The following is a 14,197-nucleotide window of genomic DNA, read 5'->3' as shown; positions in this document are numbered from 1 at the left end:
CCCCCCCGTCCTCCCCGCCGTGCGCAGCATCGGCTGGAAACACCCCCTGAGCTGGCTGGCGCGTGGCGCGCGCGACATGGCCAGGGCGCCCTGGCTGAGCCTGGCACATGGCCTGGTCTTGACCTTGATCGGGTTTTTGATCTTGACGCTGGGGCACAATCGCTTTTGGCTGATGGCCGGGGCCCTGTCGGGGTTCCTGATCGTCGGCCCTGTCGTGGCAACCAGCCTCTACGCCATCAGCCGTGCGCTGGAGCGTGGCGAGCGCGCCGACCTGTCCCTGGTGCGCAGCACCTGGACGCGCTGGCAAAACTGCCATGTCGCCAAGGCCGACGGGCAGGGCGGCTACTGGTGCCTGGTGCAGTTCGGGCTGCTGCTGTCGCTGGCGGCCACGGGCTGGGTGCTGGTGTCGGCGTCGCTGATCACCGTGCTCTCACCCGTGCGCATCGCCACTCCGGCGGACTTCGTGCAGCACGTGGTGCTGGCCCGCGACGGGCAGTTGTTTGCGATATGGCTGGCGCTGGGCAGTTTTCTGGCAGCGCCTATTTTTGCGTCCAGCGTGGTGGCCATGCCGCTGATGCTGGACAGGCGGGTGACGGTGCGCCAGGCCGTGCTGACCAGTTGGTTGGCCGTGCTGGCCAACCCTGTGCCTCTGGCACTGTGGGCCGCCCTCATTGTGTTGTTGACCCTGCTGGGCCTGGGCAGCTGGCTGCTGGGACTGGTGGCCGTGATGCCCCTGCTGGGGCACGCGAGCTGGCACGCGTACCGCGATCTGGTCGATGCGTCGGCCTTCCCGGCGCGTTGAGCCGGGCGGGCCCGGACCGGCCGGGCCTGCAGGGGAGGATGTAGGACGGTGTTGTCGTGATATTCGGGTATACAGAAGAACAGATCGCCCATTTCTTCCTCACCTATGGCGTGGGGGCCTTCATCCTCTTCATGGTGTTCATCATCCTGCAGCTGGCGCGCCAGTCCAAGGCAGGAAAGTTCGGCACCTTCGTGATCTTCCTGGGCCTGGGCGTGGGCTTTGTCGGCTACATCGCCAAGATCGTCATCCAGTGGTGGATGGAGAGATGACGCCGCAGGCGTCACACCCATGAGCTGGACGGACTACTACCGCTTTACCGAGGGACGCAAGATATCTCCCCTGCTGGTGCAGGCGCTTGACGCGTTGGCGGGTGATACGGCAGATAGAGCGGCCATCGATCTGGGCTGTGGCGCGGGCCATGAGTGCCGCGTGCTGCTCAATACCGGCTGGCGCGTCCACGCCATCGACAGCGAACCTGCGGCCATCGAGGGCTTGCGCCCCCTGGCATCGCAGGCGTCCGGCGCTTTGACGCTGCAGGCTTGCCGTTTCGAGGATCTTTCCTTTTTGCCCCCCGCGCGTCTGATCCACGCTGGGCTGAGCCTGCCCTTTTGCCATCCTGAGTACTTCGATGCGTTTTGGTCGCTGGTGCGTTCTGCGCTGCGTCCGGGCGGTGTGTTCGCCGGTCATTTTTTCGGGCCGCGCGATGCATGGGCCGATTCGCAGTCCATGAGCTTTCATTCGCGTGATCAGGTCTTGCGCCTTTTGGATGGCATGGAGCTGGTGGCCTTCAAGGAGTTCGATGGCATGGCCCCCAGCATGCGGGGCCCCAAGCACTGGCATCGCTTTGATGTCGTGGCCCGCAGGCCGGTGTCGTCGTAGTGCGGCGTTACTCCGCCTTGGCCCCCGCAGCCTTGATCACCGGGTCCCAGCGCTTGATTTCTGCAGCGGTGTGCTGGCGCAGAGCGTCGGGGGTGAGGCGGTCTGCGGGCGGGATGATGACGCTCATGTCCGTGAAGCGCTTGACCAGGGCAGGCTCGGACAGGGCGGTGCGCAGGGATTTGTTGAGGCGCTCGATGACGGCCTGGGGCGTGCCTCGCGGAGCGTAGAGGCCGTGCCATACGGCAAGCTCGAAGCCGGGCTGGCCGGCCTGCGCGAAGGTGGGCACATCGGGCAGGGAGGGCAGGCGTTCGCGCGTGGCGACGGCGTAGCCCTTGAGCATGCCCGCCTGTATGTGCGGGCCGGTGGCCACGGGCTGGTCGCAGATGACATCGACATTGCCTGCCACCAGGTCCTGCAGGGCCGGGCCCGTGCCACGGTAGGGCACCAGGGTGGCCTCGGTGGAGGTGGTCTGCAGCAGCAGCATGGCGCACAGGTGGGAGGTGGCGCCTACGCCGGCATGCGAGAAGCGCACTTCGCCCGGCTTGGCCTTCATGTGGGCGATGAAGTCCGCCAGCGTGGCGGGCGCAAAGCCTTTGCTGCGCACCAGGATCATGGGCACGTCGCCTGCCAGCGCGATGGGTTCCAGGTCGCGCCTCACATCGAAAGCGAGCTTGCTGTAGAGCGCGGGTGCCGTGGCGATGCCCATGTTGTGCAGCAGCAGGGTGTGGCCGTCGGCCTGGGCACGTGTGACGCGGCTGGTGCCGATGGTGCCACCGGCGCCGCCCAGGTTCTCGACGATGACCTGCTGGCCCAGGTCGCGCGTCATGGCCTCGGCCAGCACGCGGGCCAGCACGTCGGTGGAGCCTCCGGCCGCGTAGGGAACGACGATGGTGACGGGCTTGTTGGGGAAGGCCAGGGCGGCAAGGCTGGCCGCTGACAGCGCGGCGGCGAGAAGGGTCTGGGCAAAGGGATTGCGGATGAGGGGGCGCATGGGTTTGTCTCCTGGAGGCGCGTGCAGGGGCCGCCGGCTCTGTGCGGCCGGTTGTCGGTGGCGTGTTTGGTGGCGTGAGGCAGTAAGGCAAGGGCCGCATGCGGCCCTTGACGACGGCGAGACGGCGCAGGCTCAGGCCGGGGCCACGTACCTGTACAGCTCGGTGTGGTCGGCGGCGGGTCCCAGGGACCTGGAAGCCTCGGCCGCCATGGCGCTGACCTGTTCGGCCAATGCCATGGGCGTGTGCATGGCCTGGCCCAGCGACAGGGCAATGCCCACGTCCTTGGCCTGCAGCGCCAGCGAAAAGCCCGAGTTGAAGGCGCCGTTCAGCATGAACTGGTGGGCCTTGTTTTCGGTGGTGTTGTTCTTGCCGGTGGAGGCATTGATCACGTCCACGATGGTGGCCGGCGCAATGCCGAAGGCCGCGCCTGCATGGATGGCCTCGGCCGTGGCGATGAGGGCCGCTGCCGAGACATAGTTGTTCAGCGCCTTGAGCGCATGACCCGCGCCGACGGGGCCGACATGGGTGATGGCCTGTCCCATGCGCTGCAGCAGCGGCAGGTGCTGGGCGAGCAGGTCCGCATCGCCCCCGACCATGATGGACAGCGTGCCCGCAATGGCGCGCTTGACGCCGCCGGAGACCGGCGCATCCAGCAGCCCGATGCCGCGCTCGCCCAGCAGGCCGGCCAGCGCCCGCGTGCGGTTGGGGTCGGCCGAGCTCATGTCGATCATGCAGGCGCCGGGCGGCAGGTGCGGTGCCAGTTCGCCGACCACGGCATCGACGATGCGGGAGTCGGGCAGCATGGTGAAGACCACGCTGCAGCCGGCAAAGTCGGCCGCGCCGGATGCCACGGCCACGCCCGCATGCTCCTGCGCGAATCGTGCGGTGGCGGCGGGCACGGCGTCCCGGATGACCAGGGCGTGCCCTGCGGCGTGCAGCAGGTGGGCCATGGGCTGGCCCATCATTCCGAGGCCGATGAATCCTATGGTGGTCATGCTTCGTGCCTCAGATGTCCATCTCTTTGAAGACTTCCGAAGCCACGCGGAAGGAGTCGATGGCGGCCGGCACGCCGCAGTAGATGGCGGTCTGCAGGAAGACCTCCTTGACCTCTTCCTTGGTCAGGCCGTTGTTGATGGCGCCGCGCACATGCAGCTTGAGTTCATGCGGGCGGTTCAGCGCCGTGATCATGGCCAGGTTCAGGAAGGAGCGCGTCCTGCGGTCCAGGCCGGGGCGGTTCCAGACATCGCCCCAGCAGTACTGGGTGACCAGCTCCTGCATGTCGATGTTGAAGTCCGTGGCGTTCTGGATGGACGCATCGACATACTCGGCGCCCAGCACCTCACGGCGGGTGGACAGGCCCTGGTCGAAGAGGGCGGGGTTCTTGGGTGCATAGGCTCGGGTCATGAAAACTCCTGATGGAAGGCGGTGAAGATGTCTTTCGGTGGAATGGATTTAATCAGATTGTCAGACAATCCTACTTGATGAAAATCGGGATTGCCTGCCGGGCCAGGTGTGTGTATGACAATCCGTCAGTCCGTCCACCCCTGGATTGGCGGGTAGGATTCGTCCCATGAACCAGATGCTGCGTGTCCCCCGCGAAGAAACGTCGCTGCGCCTGCGCACGACGCAGACCCTGCGCACGGCCATCCTCGATGGCGTGTTTGCGCCGGGCCAGAAGCTGTCCGAGCGCGAACTGTGCGAGAGCCTTGATGTGAGCCGTTCGTGCCTGCGCGAGTCGCTGCAGCACCTGCAGGCCGAGGGGCTGATCACCATCGTTCCGCACCGGGGCCCCGAGGTCACGGACATCTCGGTGCAGGAAGTGCGCGATATCTACGAGGTGCGGGCCAGCCTGGAGGGGCTGGCCAGCCGGGGCTTTGCGCTGCATGCCTCGGCAGGCCAGCGCGCCGCGCTGCGCGCCAAGCTGGGCGAGCTGGCCGTGCCCGCCGTGGCCAGCGACAAGGTGGCCCTGCTGGCGATCAAGAACCAGTTCTACGACATCCTGATCGAGGGCTGCGGCAATCTGGTGGCCGGCCAGATGCTGCGGCAGCTGAACAACCGCGTGACGGTGCTGCGGCGCATCTCCATGTCCCAGCCCGGGCGCCTGCCGCAGACGCTGGCCGAGCTGGACGCCATCGTGGCGGCGATAGAGCAGGGCGACGCGGACCAGGCCGCGCGCCTGAGCGCCGAGCATGTGCAAAAGGCCAGCCAGGGCGTGTTGCGCGCCATGGCCGAGAAGGCAGGCCCGGCCAGCTGATGCCGGGGCCTGTGCCTGGGGGGGTCAGTCCGTGTGCGCTCAGTCCGGCTTGACCTGGGCGCGCTTGAGCACCTTTTGCCAGCGCGTCTGCTCGGTGGCAATGAACTGCGCGAACTGCTGGGGCGTGCTGCCGATGGGCTCGGCCGCATCGCCCTGCAGGCGCTTGAGCGCGTCGGGCGCCTTGACGGCCTTGGCGCATTCGGCAGCCAGCTTGTCCACGTGGGCTCGGGTCATGCTGGAGGGGGCGAGCATGCCGTACCACTGCGTCATCTCGAAGCCCGGGAAGCCCTGCTCGGCCACGGTTGGCACATCGGGCAACTGGGGCAGGCGCTGGGTCGATCCCGTGGCGATGCAGCGCACCTTGCCGGCCTTGATGAAGGGCAGCAGGGCGGCGGCGCCGACCGAGGCAGCGTCCAGCCGGCCCGACATCAGGTCCGTCATCATCGGCCCCGTGCCGCGATAGGGCACGTGCAGCATGAAGATCTCGGCCGTCATCTTGAGGTACTCGAAGGCCAGGTGCCCGGCGCTGCCATTGCCGGCCGAGCCGTAGCTGAGCTGGCCGGGCTTCTTCTTGGCGTAGGCGATGAGTTCGCGCAGGTTCTTGACCGGCACATCGGGGTGGACCACGTAGAGGCTGGGCACCTTGGCCAGCAGGCTGACGGGCTGGAAGTCCTTGTTCGCGTCGTAGGGCAGCTTGTCGAAGATGTAGGGATTGACGGCCAGCGTGCCGATGTGGCCCAGGATGACGGTGCTCTGGTCATCGGCGCGCGCCACTTCCTGCATGGCGATGTTGCCGGCCGCGCCGGGCTTGTTGTCCACGAAGACGTTCTGGCCCAGGGTCTTGGACAGCTCGGCGGCCGTGGAGCGTGCCACGATTTCCGAGCTGCCGCCCGGCGCAAAGGGCACGACAAAGCGGATGGGGCGCGTGGGCCAGGCGTCCTGCGCCAGCGCGGCCGCAGGCAGCAGGCCCGACAGGGCCATGGCGCCCGTGCCGGCCAGCAGTTGGCGGCGGCCGAGCGGGGGCAGGTCTGCGTGGTGAAGAAAGTCGCGCGAAGGCATGTCTGGTCTCCTGGCTATCGTTGTAGTGAATGGGCAGCGGATGCGGCGCCAGCGATGGTGGCGCCGGCGGCTGTCAATCTGCTGTCAAACCAGGGTCTGCAGGCTACGGAGATACCCGGGGGATCAGGCTTTTCCCTCGGCACCCAGGGCCTGGCCGATGGCCTCGGCCGCCTGCAGGCCGCTGCGCACGGCGCCCTCGATGGTGGCCGGGTACGGTCCATCCACATGGTCGCCGCAGGCCCACAGGCCGTGGCCCAACTCCATGCCGGGGCGCTGCAGCTGCGGCAGGCAGGCGAAGGTGGCGCGCTTGTCGATCACGGTGCGCAGCGCAACCAGTCCATGCCAGCCCAACTGCGCCTGGGCCTGGGCCAGCACCTGGGCCTGCAGGGTTTCGCGGTCCGATGCGCTGTCGCTGATGACGAAGGCCATCAGGCCCTGAGGGCCGCCGAGTTGCCCACGGTCGAAGACGAATTGCGCAGGCGCATCGGGCGTGGAGCGCAGCGCCAGCCAGGGCGCGCCCGGGGGCAATGTGTGTGAGGCGTCAAAGGCCTGCGCATAGACGGTGGCAATGGGGCGGTGCTGCAGGTCCTGGGCCAGTTGCGCCCAGCGCTGCAGGGCAATGCCGTCGCGCGCAGGCAGGCTGTCGTGCTCTGCGGCGGTGAGTGCCAGGCGCGCCGCCTCGGGCGCGGGGCAGGCCAGCAGCACGGCGTCGAAGGGCGCGTCTTCGCCCTGGGCTGCGCCCAGCGTCCAGTGCGGGCCCTGGGGCTGCAGTTCGGCCACGCGGCTGCCCAGGCGCACGGCGTGGCCGCGCTCCTGCAGCCACTGCGCGGCCGGCGCCGGGAACAGGCTGCCCAGGTCACGGCGCGGCACCAGGAAATGCGAGCCGCCACGGCCGCTGAACAGCGCATCGCGCAGCACGCGAAGGAACACCGTGCCGCTGGCCAGGTGAATGGGCGTGTTGAGTGCCGAGATGCACAGCGGGTCGATGAACTCGCTGACCAGGCGCTGCGGCAGGCCGGCGCACAGGTCGGCCACGGTGGCCTGCGGCGCGCAGCGAAATCCCGCCAGCCGCCAGCGCACGGCACGCGCCAGCAGGGCTGCACGCTCGCCCAGGCTCCAGCCGCGTGCGGTGGCAATGCCGGCCAGCGCATCCAGCGGAGCAGGCCAGTCGGGAAAGCGCAGGCCGCTGCCATCGGCATAGGGCAGGGCCATGGGCTGGCGGTGCAGCGCCCGTTCAGGGTCCACGCCCACCTCGCGCATGAGGCGCAGGCTTTCGGTGTAGGCACCGATGAGGATGTGTTGGCCGTTGTCCACGCGCAGCGGGCCCTGTGGCGTGTCGAGGTCCATGCCGCGCGCACGGCCGCCGGGCTCGCGTGCGGCCTCGTGCAATGTGATGTGCCAGCCGCTGCGCGCCAGCGTGAGGGCGGCCGCGAAGCCGGCCCAGCCGCCGCCGAGGATGGCGGCGCGCGGCTGTGCGGCGCGAGGCGTGTCCTTGGCGCTGTCTCTGCTCACCGCGCCATGCGCCCCAGCGCCTGCATCTTCCAGGCCAGCCAGAGCTTGCGCAGAGGCGGCAGGCTGATGCGCTGGTGCAGCACGCGGAAGTCGTCGGCCTCGATCTCGCGCAGCAGGGTGCGGTAGATGCTGGCCATCATCAGGCCGGGCTTTTGCGTGCGGCGGTCGGCGGCGGGCAGCAGGGCCAGGGCCTCGTCGTAGAGGCGGTGGGCGCGCTCGGCCTGAAAGCGCATCAGCGCGGTGAAGCGGTCGGAGTACTCGCGCTTGGTGATTTCATGCGCCTTGACGTCGAACTGCTGCAGCTCGCTGATGGGCAGGTAGATGCGTCCGCGCATGGCGTCCTCGCCCACGTCGCGGATGATGTTGGTCAGCTGGAAGGCCAGACCCATCTTGTGGGCGTAGGCGGTGGTTTCTTCCTGTGTCTGGCCAAAGATGCGCGCGGCCACTTCACCGACCACGCCTGCGACCAGGTGGCAGTAGCGGGTCAGGCCCTGGAAGTCCAGGTAGCGGGTCTGCTCCAGGTCCATGCGGCAGCCGTCGATGACCGCCTGCAGGTGGCGCTCCTCGATGGCGTAGACCGGGGCGTGCGGCATGAGCGCCCGCATCACGGGATGCGAGGGCTTGCCTGCAAAGGCCTGGTGCACTTCGTTTTGCCACCAGCCGAGCTTGGTGGCGGCCACGCCGGGGTCGGAGACTTCGTCCACCACGTCGTCCACTTCGCGGCAGAACGCATAAAAGGCGGTGATGGCGGCACGGCGCTCGCGCGGCAGGAAGAGGAAGGCGTAATAAAAGCTGCTGCCCGAGGCGGCGGCCTTGTCTTGGACGTACTGATCCGGATTCATATGGGGCCGGATTGTCCCATGGACGGCTGGGAGCCAAAGCCTGGGTGTCACAACGGCCGGCCCGCCATCACATGCGCAGGGCGCGCCACAGCAGCAGCGGCGCATCGGCCTTGCCGACGGTGGGGCGGCGGTAGAGGCTGGCGCCCTGCAGTGCATCGACCTTGTCCAGGATGCGCAGCCCGCCCTGCACCACCAGACGCAGCTCCCAGCCGATGCGGCCCGGCAGGCGGTGCACCAGCGGTGCGCCAGACAGCATCAGGGCGCGCGCCCATGCCGATTGGTCGGCCAACAGCGCGCGCACGGCAGGGGTCAGTGCAGCGGGCTTGGCGCGCAGGTCTTCACGCCGCACGCCGTGGGCGGCGCAGTCTGCATCGGTCAGGTAGTGGCGCTGGCGTGGCAGGTCCACGCTGAAGTCCTGCCAGAAATTGATCAGTTGCAGGGCGGTGCAGATGGCGTCGCTGCGGGCCAGCGATTCGGCATCGTCCACCCCGTACAGATGCAGCAGCAGCCGGCCCACGGGGTTGGCCGAGCGGCGGCAGTAGTCAAGCAGCTCGGCGCGGTCGGCGTAGGTGGTGCTGGATTCGGTTTTGCGCACGTCCTGCGCGAAGGCGCTGAGCAGGTCGTCCATCAGCGCCAGCGGCAGCTGGTGGGCGCGTACTTGCGGCGCCAGCCCTGCAAAGACAAGAGGCCAGGCCGTGCGGGCGAGCATGGGGGCCTCGCCTTCGGTGCCCAGCGCCATCAGGTCGGCACGGTAGGCGGCCAGCGCGGCCAGGCGCTCGGACGGCGTGGCGTCGCCCTCGTCGGCCAGATCGTCTGCAGTGCGTGCGAAGTGGTAGAGCGCGGCAATCGGCGGGCGCAAGCGGGGCGGGCACAGCCAGGACGCCACGGGAAAGTTCTCGTAGTGCGTGACCGGGGCGGGGGAGGCGGGCAGGGTGGGAGCGGTGGACTTCACGGTGGCCGATTGTCGATGCTGCGCGCAAGGCCATGCATTTCACTTGACGGGCTCAAGGGCTTCTCCTAAATTACTAACCCGTCAGTCAGTAAACGGCGCCAGCCAGCTGCCGCGGCATGTTGCCCGGATCTTGCAGCCCGCAGCCGCTTTTCGCACCAGCCCTCCCGGATCCACATGCCCGACTTGCCATCGAACCCTGCCGCGCGCGCTTTGCCGCGCCATCTTCTTCTTGCCCCTCTGTGCCTGGCCGCCGCGCTGGCGCTGGGCGCCTGCTCCAAGGCCGAGCCGCCGCCCGAGCCGGTGCGCGCCGTCAAGCTGCTCACCGTAGGCGTGGGCGCGCTGGACACGCAGCTGGAGTACGCGGGCGAGGTGCGCGCGCGCATAGAGTCGCGCCTGGGCTTTCGCGTGGCCGGCAAGCTCGTTCGCCGCGAGGTGGAACTGGGCCAGCACGTCCAGGCAGGCCAGTTGCTGGCGCGGCTCGATGCCAGCGACTACCGGCTGGGAGCTGACGCCGCGCGCGCCCAGGTGGCGGCCGCGACCACGCAGCGCGATCTTGCCGCCGCCGATGTGAGGCGTTACTCGCAGCTGAAGGCGCAGAACTTCATCAGTGGTGCGGAGCTGGAGCGGCGCGAAGCCACGCTCAAGTCCGCCCAGGCCACGCTGGACCAGGCCAAGGCGCAGCTGGCATCGCAGAGCAATCAGGAGTCCTACGCGCAGTTGCTGGCCGATGTGCCCGGCGTGGTGACCGGCATAGACGCCGAACCCGGCCAGGTGGTGTCGGCCGGCTCGCCCGTGGTGCGCATTGCCCAGGACGGCCCGCGCGACGTGGTGTTCGTGGTGCCCGAAGACAAGCGCGGTGCCATCCGCGTGGGCCAGAAGGTGAATGTGCGCCCCTGGTCGGCCGGCATGCAGCCGCTGCAGGGCCAGGTGCGCGAGGTGGCGGCCAGCGCCGATCCGGTCACGCGCACCTACCAGGTGAAGGTGGCACTACCCACGTCGGACGCCGCCGCCGTGCCGCCGCTGGGTGCCACGGTCCACGCATTGCCCGAGGGCATGGGCCCCACGGGCCAGCCCGTGATCAAGCTGCCGACCACGGCGCTGCGCCAGGAAGGCGGCGGTGGCCAGGGCACGGCCGTGTGGGTGTTCGATGCCGCCAGCAGCACGGTGAAGCTGCAGCCCGTGCAACTGGCCACGGCCGATGGCAACGAGGCCGTGATTGCCGCTGGCCTGACGCCCGGCATGCAGGTGGTGGCCGCCGGTGTGCATGTGCTCACGCCAGGCCAGAAGGTCACGGTCTATCAGGACCGTTATGACAAGGCCCCGCAGCCGGCACAGCAGCAGCCGGCTCAGCAGCGGCCGCAACAGACACAGCCTGCACAGGCGCCTGCCGCCGCAGGCGCTGCGCCCAGCGGAGCGGCCCAATGAGCGGGCCCAAGCACAAGGCGCCGCAGGGCGCGCACTTCAATCTTTCGCGCTGGGCCCTGGACCATGTGGCGCTGACGCGCTATTTCATCGTCGTGCTGCTGCTGCTGGGCTTTGCCTCGTACTTCCAGCTGGGGCAGGACGAGGACCCGCCCTTCACCTTCCGCGCCATGGTGGTGCGCACCAACTGGCCCGGCGCCACGGCGCAGCAGATGGCCGAGCAGGTCACCGACAAGATCGAGCGCACCCTGCAGGAGGTGCCCTACGCCGACAAGATCAGCAGCTACTCCAAGCCCGGCGAGTCGATGATCATCTTCCAGCTCAAGGACAACTCGCGCCCCGGCGATGTCCAGCAGCTGTGGTACACGGTGCGCAAGAAGATCGGCGACATGCGCTACACCCTGCCGCAGGGCGTGCAGGGGCCGTTCTTCAATGACGAGTTCGGCGATGTCTATGGCGTGATCTACGCCCTGCAGGCCGACGGCTTCAGCTACGCCGAGCTCAAGACCATGGCCGACGACGTGCGCCAGCGCCTGCTGCGCGTGCCCGATGTGGCCAAGGTCGAGCTGTTCGGCGTGCAGGACGAGAAGGTCTACATCGAGCTGTCGCAGCGCCGCCTGTCGCAGCTGGGCCTGGACATGAACCAGGTGCTGGGCCAACTGGGCCAGCAAAACGCCATCGAGGGCGCAGGCGTGCTGCAGACGCCGCGCGAGGATGTGCAGGTGCGCGTGGCCGGCCAGTTCCTGGCGGTGGATGAGCTGCGCGCCATGCCCATCCGCGGCGCATCGGGCGCGCAGCTGCGCCTGGGCGATATCGCCGAGATCCGCCGCGGCTATGCCGATCCGGCCAATGTGAAGGTGCGCCACCAGGGCCGCGAGACGATTGCGCTGGGCGTGTCCATGACCAAGGGCGGCGACATCATCCGCCTGGGCAAGTCCCTGCGCGGCGCCGTGGGCGACATCGCACGCACGCTGCCGGCCGGCGTGGAGCTGGCCAACATGCAGGACCAGCCCAAGGCCGTGGCCGATTCGGTCAACGAATTCCTGCAGGTGCTGATCGAGGCCGTGGTGGTGGTGCTGGCCGTGAGCTTCATCAGCCTGGGCCTGCACAAGCGCGAGGGCCACCAGCCGCTGTGGAAGCGCTGGTACATCGACCCGCGCCCGGGACTGGTGGTGGCCATCACGATCCCGCTGGTGCTGGCCGCGACCTTCCTGGCCATGTGGTACTGGAACATCGGCCTGCACAAGGTGTCGCTGGGCTCGCTGATCATCGCGCTGGGCCTGCTGGTGGACGATGCCATCATTGCCGTGGAGATGATGGTGCGCAAGATGGAGGAGGGCTACGAGAAGTACCGCGCCGCCACCTTTGCCTACGAGATCACGGCCAAGCCCATGCTGACCGGCACGCTGATCACGGCGGCGGGCTTCCTGCCCATCGGCATGGCCAAGTCCATGACGGGCGAGTACACCTTCGCCATCTTCGCGGTGACGGTGATTGCGCTGGTGCTCAGCTGGTTCGCCTCGGTGTACTTCGTGCCCTACTTGGGCATGCTGCTGCTCAAGCGCCCGCCGCACGCGGCCACGCTGCCGCCCGAGGTGGCCTCGGGCGAGGTGCCCATCGAGGAGACCAACCTCAATGCCTCGTCGGCCGAGCATGAAGTCTTCGACAGCCCGTTCTACAACCGCTTCCGCCGTGCGGTGAACTGGTGCGTGACGCACCGCTGGCTGACCATCGCCATCACGGTGCTGGTCTTCGCGCTGGGCCTGGTGGGCATGTCGCGCGTGCAGCAGCAGTTCTTCCCGGATTCCAGCCGGCCCGAAGTGCTGGTGGACATCTGGTTCCCCGAGGGCACGTCGCTGGCCGCCAACGAAGCCGTCACGCGCCGCGTGGAAGAGCGCTTCATGCAGTTGGACGGCGTGCGCACGGTCAGCGAGTGGGTGGGCTCGGGCGTGCCGCGTTTCTACCTGCCGCTGGACCAGGTGTTCCCGCAGAACAACGTCTCGCAGTTCATCCTGGTCGCCCAGGACCTGCCCACGCGCGAGCGTCTGCGCAAGGCGCTGCCGGCGCTGCTGGCCCAGGAGTTCCCCGAGGTGCGGGGCCGCGTCAAGCTGCTGCCCAACGGGCCTCCCGTGCCCTATCCGGTGCAGTTCCGCGTGTCCGGCACCGATCCGCAAAAGCTGCGTGCCTATGCCGACGAGGTCAAGCAGGTCATGATCGCCAACGCCGACATGCGCGGCGTCAACGACAACTGGAACGAGTCCGTCAAGGCCGTGCGCCTGGAGGTGGACCAGGACAAGGCGCGCGCCCTGGGCGTGAGTAGCCAGGCCATCGCCCAGGCGGCCCGCGTCATGCTCAGCGGCTCCACCGTGGGCCAGTTCCGCGAGGGTGACAAGCTCATCGACATCGTGCTGCGCACGCCGTATTCGGAGCGCGATGCCATCACCGACATCGCCAACGCCTACCTGCCCACGGCGTCGGGCAAGTCGATCCCGCTCACGCAGATCGCCAAACCCGTGATGGTCTGGGAGCCCGGCGTGATGTGGCGAGAAAAGCGCATGTTCGCCATCACCGTGCAGGGCGATGTGCGCGAAGGCCTGCAGGGCGCAACGCTGACCCATGCGCTGTTGCCGGGCCTGCGCGAGATCGAGGCGCGCTGGCACGCTGCGGGCGACACGGCCTACCGCATCGATGTGGCCGGCGCCGTGGAGGAAAGCTCCAAGGGCTCGGACGCCATCGTCGCTGGTGTGCCCGTGATGCTGTTCCTCACCTTCACGCTGCTCATGCTGCAACTGCGCAGTGTCAGCCGTTCACTGCTGGTGTTCATCACCGGGCCGCTGGGCATTCCCGGCGTGGCGGCGGCGCTGCTGCTGCTGGGGCGGCCCTTCGGTTTCGTGGCGCTGCTGGGCGTGGTGGCGCTGATGGGAATGATCCAGCGCAATTCGGTGATCCTGATCGACCAGATCGAGACCGACCGCGCGCGCGGCGTGCCGGCCTGGGACGCCATCATCGAAGCCGCTGTGCGCCGCCTGCGCCCCATCGTGCTGACGGCTGCCGCCGCCGTGCTGGCCATGATCCCGCTGTCGCGCAGCGTGTTCTGGGGCCCCATGGCCGTGGCCATCATGGGCGGGCTGATCGTGGCCACGGTGCTGACACTGCTGGCGCTGCCGGCCATGTACGCCGCCGTGTTCCGCGTGCGCCGCGAGCCCACGCATTGATGCGGCGAAAGCGCAGAGGCCGCCGCTCAAATCCGGGGTATGGCAATGCACCCCGCAATTGCGGCTAGAATCTGCGCCCTGACCTAGGAGCCGCCGCGCAGGCGGCTCCCCCAAGAACCAGCGCGGGTGGCGAAATTGGTAGACGCACCAGGTTTAGGTCCTGACGCCAGCAATGGTGTGGGGGTTCGAGTCCCCCCCCGCGCACCACGCACCAACGCCGCTCAACTGCGGCGAACACTGCTCAAGCCCGCTTCCTGTAGAGGAGGCG

At 68.4% G+C, this 14,197-nt stretch carries 13 protein-coding genes and 1 tRNA gene; 7 read left to right on the top strand and 7 right to left on the bottom strand.

Annotated features, from left to right (window positions below; translation table 11 throughout):
* The 3 genes from ACM14_RS29035 to ACM14_RS29025 all read left to right on the top strand — a co-directional run.
* Positions 1 to 802: DUF2189 domain-containing protein (locus tag ACM14_RS29035; protein ID WP_139093518.1), on the top strand; the 802-nt coding region annotated here is incomplete at its 5' end.
* 56 nt (positions 803 to 858) lie between these two features.
* Positions 859 to 1,071, top strand: a complete 213-nt coding sequence (locus ACM14_RS29030; RefSeq protein ID WP_046240878.1) for a DUF2788 domain-containing protein — start codon at positions 859 to 861, stop codon at positions 1,069 to 1,071.
* A gap of 19 nt (positions 1,072 to 1,090) precedes the next feature.
* Positions 1,091 to 1,681 (top strand): trans-aconitate 2-methyltransferase, encoded by a 591-nt coding sequence (locus ACM14_RS29025; protein WP_065348069.1) that lies wholly within the window; start codon positions 1,091 to 1,093, stop codon positions 1,679 to 1,681.
* A gap of 7 nt (positions 1,682 to 1,688) precedes the next feature.
* On the opposite strand, the gene ACM14_RS29020 is transcribed toward ACM14_RS29025, so the two are convergent.
* The 3 genes from ACM14_RS29020 to ACM14_RS29010 all read right to left on the bottom strand — a co-directional run bounded on the left by ACM14_RS29020 (position 1,689) and on the right by ACM14_RS29010 (position 4,077).
* The gene (locus ACM14_RS29020; protein WP_065348068.1) at positions 1,689 to 2,672 is read right to left on the bottom strand and encodes a tripartite tricarboxylate transporter substrate binding protein BugD; all 984 of its coding nucleotides are present in this window, start codon (positions 2,670 to 2,672) and stop codon (positions 1,689 to 1,691) included.
* A 132-nt stretch (positions 2,673 to 2,804) separates the two neighbouring features.
* Complete coding sequence (locus tag ACM14_RS29015; protein WP_065348067.1) at positions 2,805 to 3,668, bottom strand: NAD(P)-dependent oxidoreductase; 864 nt, start codon at positions 3,666 to 3,668, stop codon at positions 2,805 to 2,807.
* 10 nt (positions 3,669 to 3,678) lie between these two features.
* Positions 3,679 to 4,077, bottom strand: coding sequence for a carboxymuconolactone decarboxylase family protein (locus ACM14_RS29010; RefSeq protein WP_012204485.1), 399 nt, complete (start codon positions 4,075 to 4,077; stop codon positions 3,679 to 3,681).
* Between the two features lie 166 nt (positions 4,078 to 4,243).
* Here ACM14_RS29010 and ACM14_RS29005 point away from each other — a divergent pair, with 166 nt between their 5' ends.
* Entirely contained in the window at positions 4,244 to 4,927 is a 684-nt protein-coding gene (locus tag ACM14_RS29005) for a GntR family transcriptional regulator (RefSeq protein WP_012204486.1), read from the top strand.
* A gap of 39 nt (positions 4,928 to 4,966) precedes the next feature.
* On the opposite strand, the gene ACM14_RS29000 is transcribed toward ACM14_RS29005, so the two are convergent.
* The 4 genes from ACM14_RS29000 to hpnC all read right to left on the bottom strand — a co-directional run bounded on the left by ACM14_RS29000 (position 4,967) and on the right by hpnC (position 9,292).
* On the bottom strand, positions 4,967 to 5,986 hold the full coding sequence (locus ACM14_RS29000) for a tripartite tricarboxylate transporter substrate binding protein (protein WP_012204487.1): 1,020 nt from the start codon (positions 5,984 to 5,986) through the stop codon (positions 4,967 to 4,969).
* Between the two features lie 123 nt (positions 5,987 to 6,109).
* A complete protein-coding gene (gene hpnE / locus ACM14_RS28995) occupies positions 6,110 to 7,498 on the bottom strand; it encodes a hydroxysqualene dehydroxylase HpnE (protein ID WP_065348066.1) in 1,389 nt (462 codons plus the stop codon).
* The gene (hpnD, locus tag ACM14_RS28990) at positions 7,495 to 8,340 is read right to left on the bottom strand and encodes a presqualene diphosphate synthase HpnD (RefSeq protein WP_013803312.1); all 846 of its coding nucleotides are present in this window, start codon (positions 8,338 to 8,340) and stop codon (positions 7,495 to 7,497) included. The genes hpnE and hpnD overlap by 4 nt, the downstream gene beginning before the upstream one ends.
* A 67-nt stretch (positions 8,341 to 8,407) precedes the next feature.
* Entirely contained in the window at positions 8,408 to 9,292 is an 885-nt protein-coding gene (hpnC, locus tag ACM14_RS28985) for a squalene synthase HpnC (protein WP_065348065.1), read from the bottom strand.
* Positions 9,293 to 9,466: 174 nt separating this feature from the next.
* Between hpnC and ACM14_RS28980 the strand changes: the two genes are divergently transcribed.
* The 3 genes from ACM14_RS28980 to ACM14_RS28970 all read left to right on the top strand — a co-directional run bounded on the left by ACM14_RS28980 (position 9,467) and on the right by ACM14_RS28970 (position 14,136).
* Entirely contained in the window at positions 9,467 to 10,717 is a 1,251-nt protein-coding gene (locus tag ACM14_RS28980; protein ID WP_065348064.1) for an efflux RND transporter periplasmic adaptor subunit, read from the top strand.
* Positions 10,714 to 13,929, top strand: coding sequence for an efflux RND transporter permease subunit (locus tag ACM14_RS28975; RefSeq protein WP_013803309.1), 3,216 nt, complete (start codon positions 10,714 to 10,716; stop codon positions 13,927 to 13,929). Before ACM14_RS28980 ends, ACM14_RS28975 begins: the two co-directional genes overlap by 4 nt.
* 120 nt (positions 13,930 to 14,049) lie before the next feature.
* Positions 14,050 to 14,136 (top strand) — tRNA-Leu (locus tag ACM14_RS28970).
* Positions 14,137 to 14,197 lie beyond the last annotated feature (61 nt).

Source organism: Delftia sp. JD2 (genome assembly GCF_001682645.1).
GTDB lineage: Bacteria > Pseudomonadota > Gammaproteobacteria > Burkholderiales > Burkholderiaceae_C > Comamonas > Comamonas acidovorans.
This window is presented reverse-complemented; position numbering and strand designations above follow the sequence as displayed.

Excerpts from the sequence above, each read along its gene's own strand:
- ACM14_RS29025 (WP_065348069.1), top strand. The coding sequence starts at position 1,091 with ATGAGCTGGACGGACTACTACCGCTTTACCGAGGGACGCAAGATATCT.
- ACM14_RS29020 (WP_065348068.1), bottom strand. The coding sequence starts at position 2,672 with ATGCGCCCCCTCATCCGCAATCCCTTTGCCCAGACCCTTCTCGCCGCC.
- ACM14_RS29015 (WP_065348067.1), bottom strand. The coding sequence starts at position 3,668 with ATGACCACCATAGGATTCATCGGCCTCGGAATGATGGGCCAGCCCATG.
- ACM14_RS29010 (WP_012204485.1), bottom strand. The coding sequence starts at position 4,077 with ATGACCCGAGCCTATGCACCCAAGAACCCCGCCCTCTTCGACCAGGGC.
- ACM14_RS29005 (WP_012204486.1), top strand. The coding sequence starts at position 4,244 with ATGAACCAGATGCTGCGTGTCCCCCGCGAAGAAACGTCGCTGCGCCTG.
- ACM14_RS29000 (WP_012204487.1), bottom strand. The coding sequence starts at position 5,986 with ATGCCTTCGCGCGACTTTCTTCACCACGCAGACCTGCCCCCGCTCGGC.
- hpnD (WP_013803312.1), bottom strand. The coding sequence starts at position 8,340 with ATGAATCCGGATCAGTACGTCCAAGACAAGGCCGCCGCCTCGGGCAGC.
- ACM14_RS28980 (WP_065348064.1), top strand. The coding sequence starts at position 9,467 with ATGCCCGACTTGCCATCGAACCCTGCCGCGCGCGCTTTGCCGCGCCAT.
- ACM14_RS28975 (WP_013803309.1), top strand. The coding sequence starts at position 10,714 with ATGAGCGGGCCCAAGCACAAGGCGCCGCAGGGCGCGCACTTCAATCTT.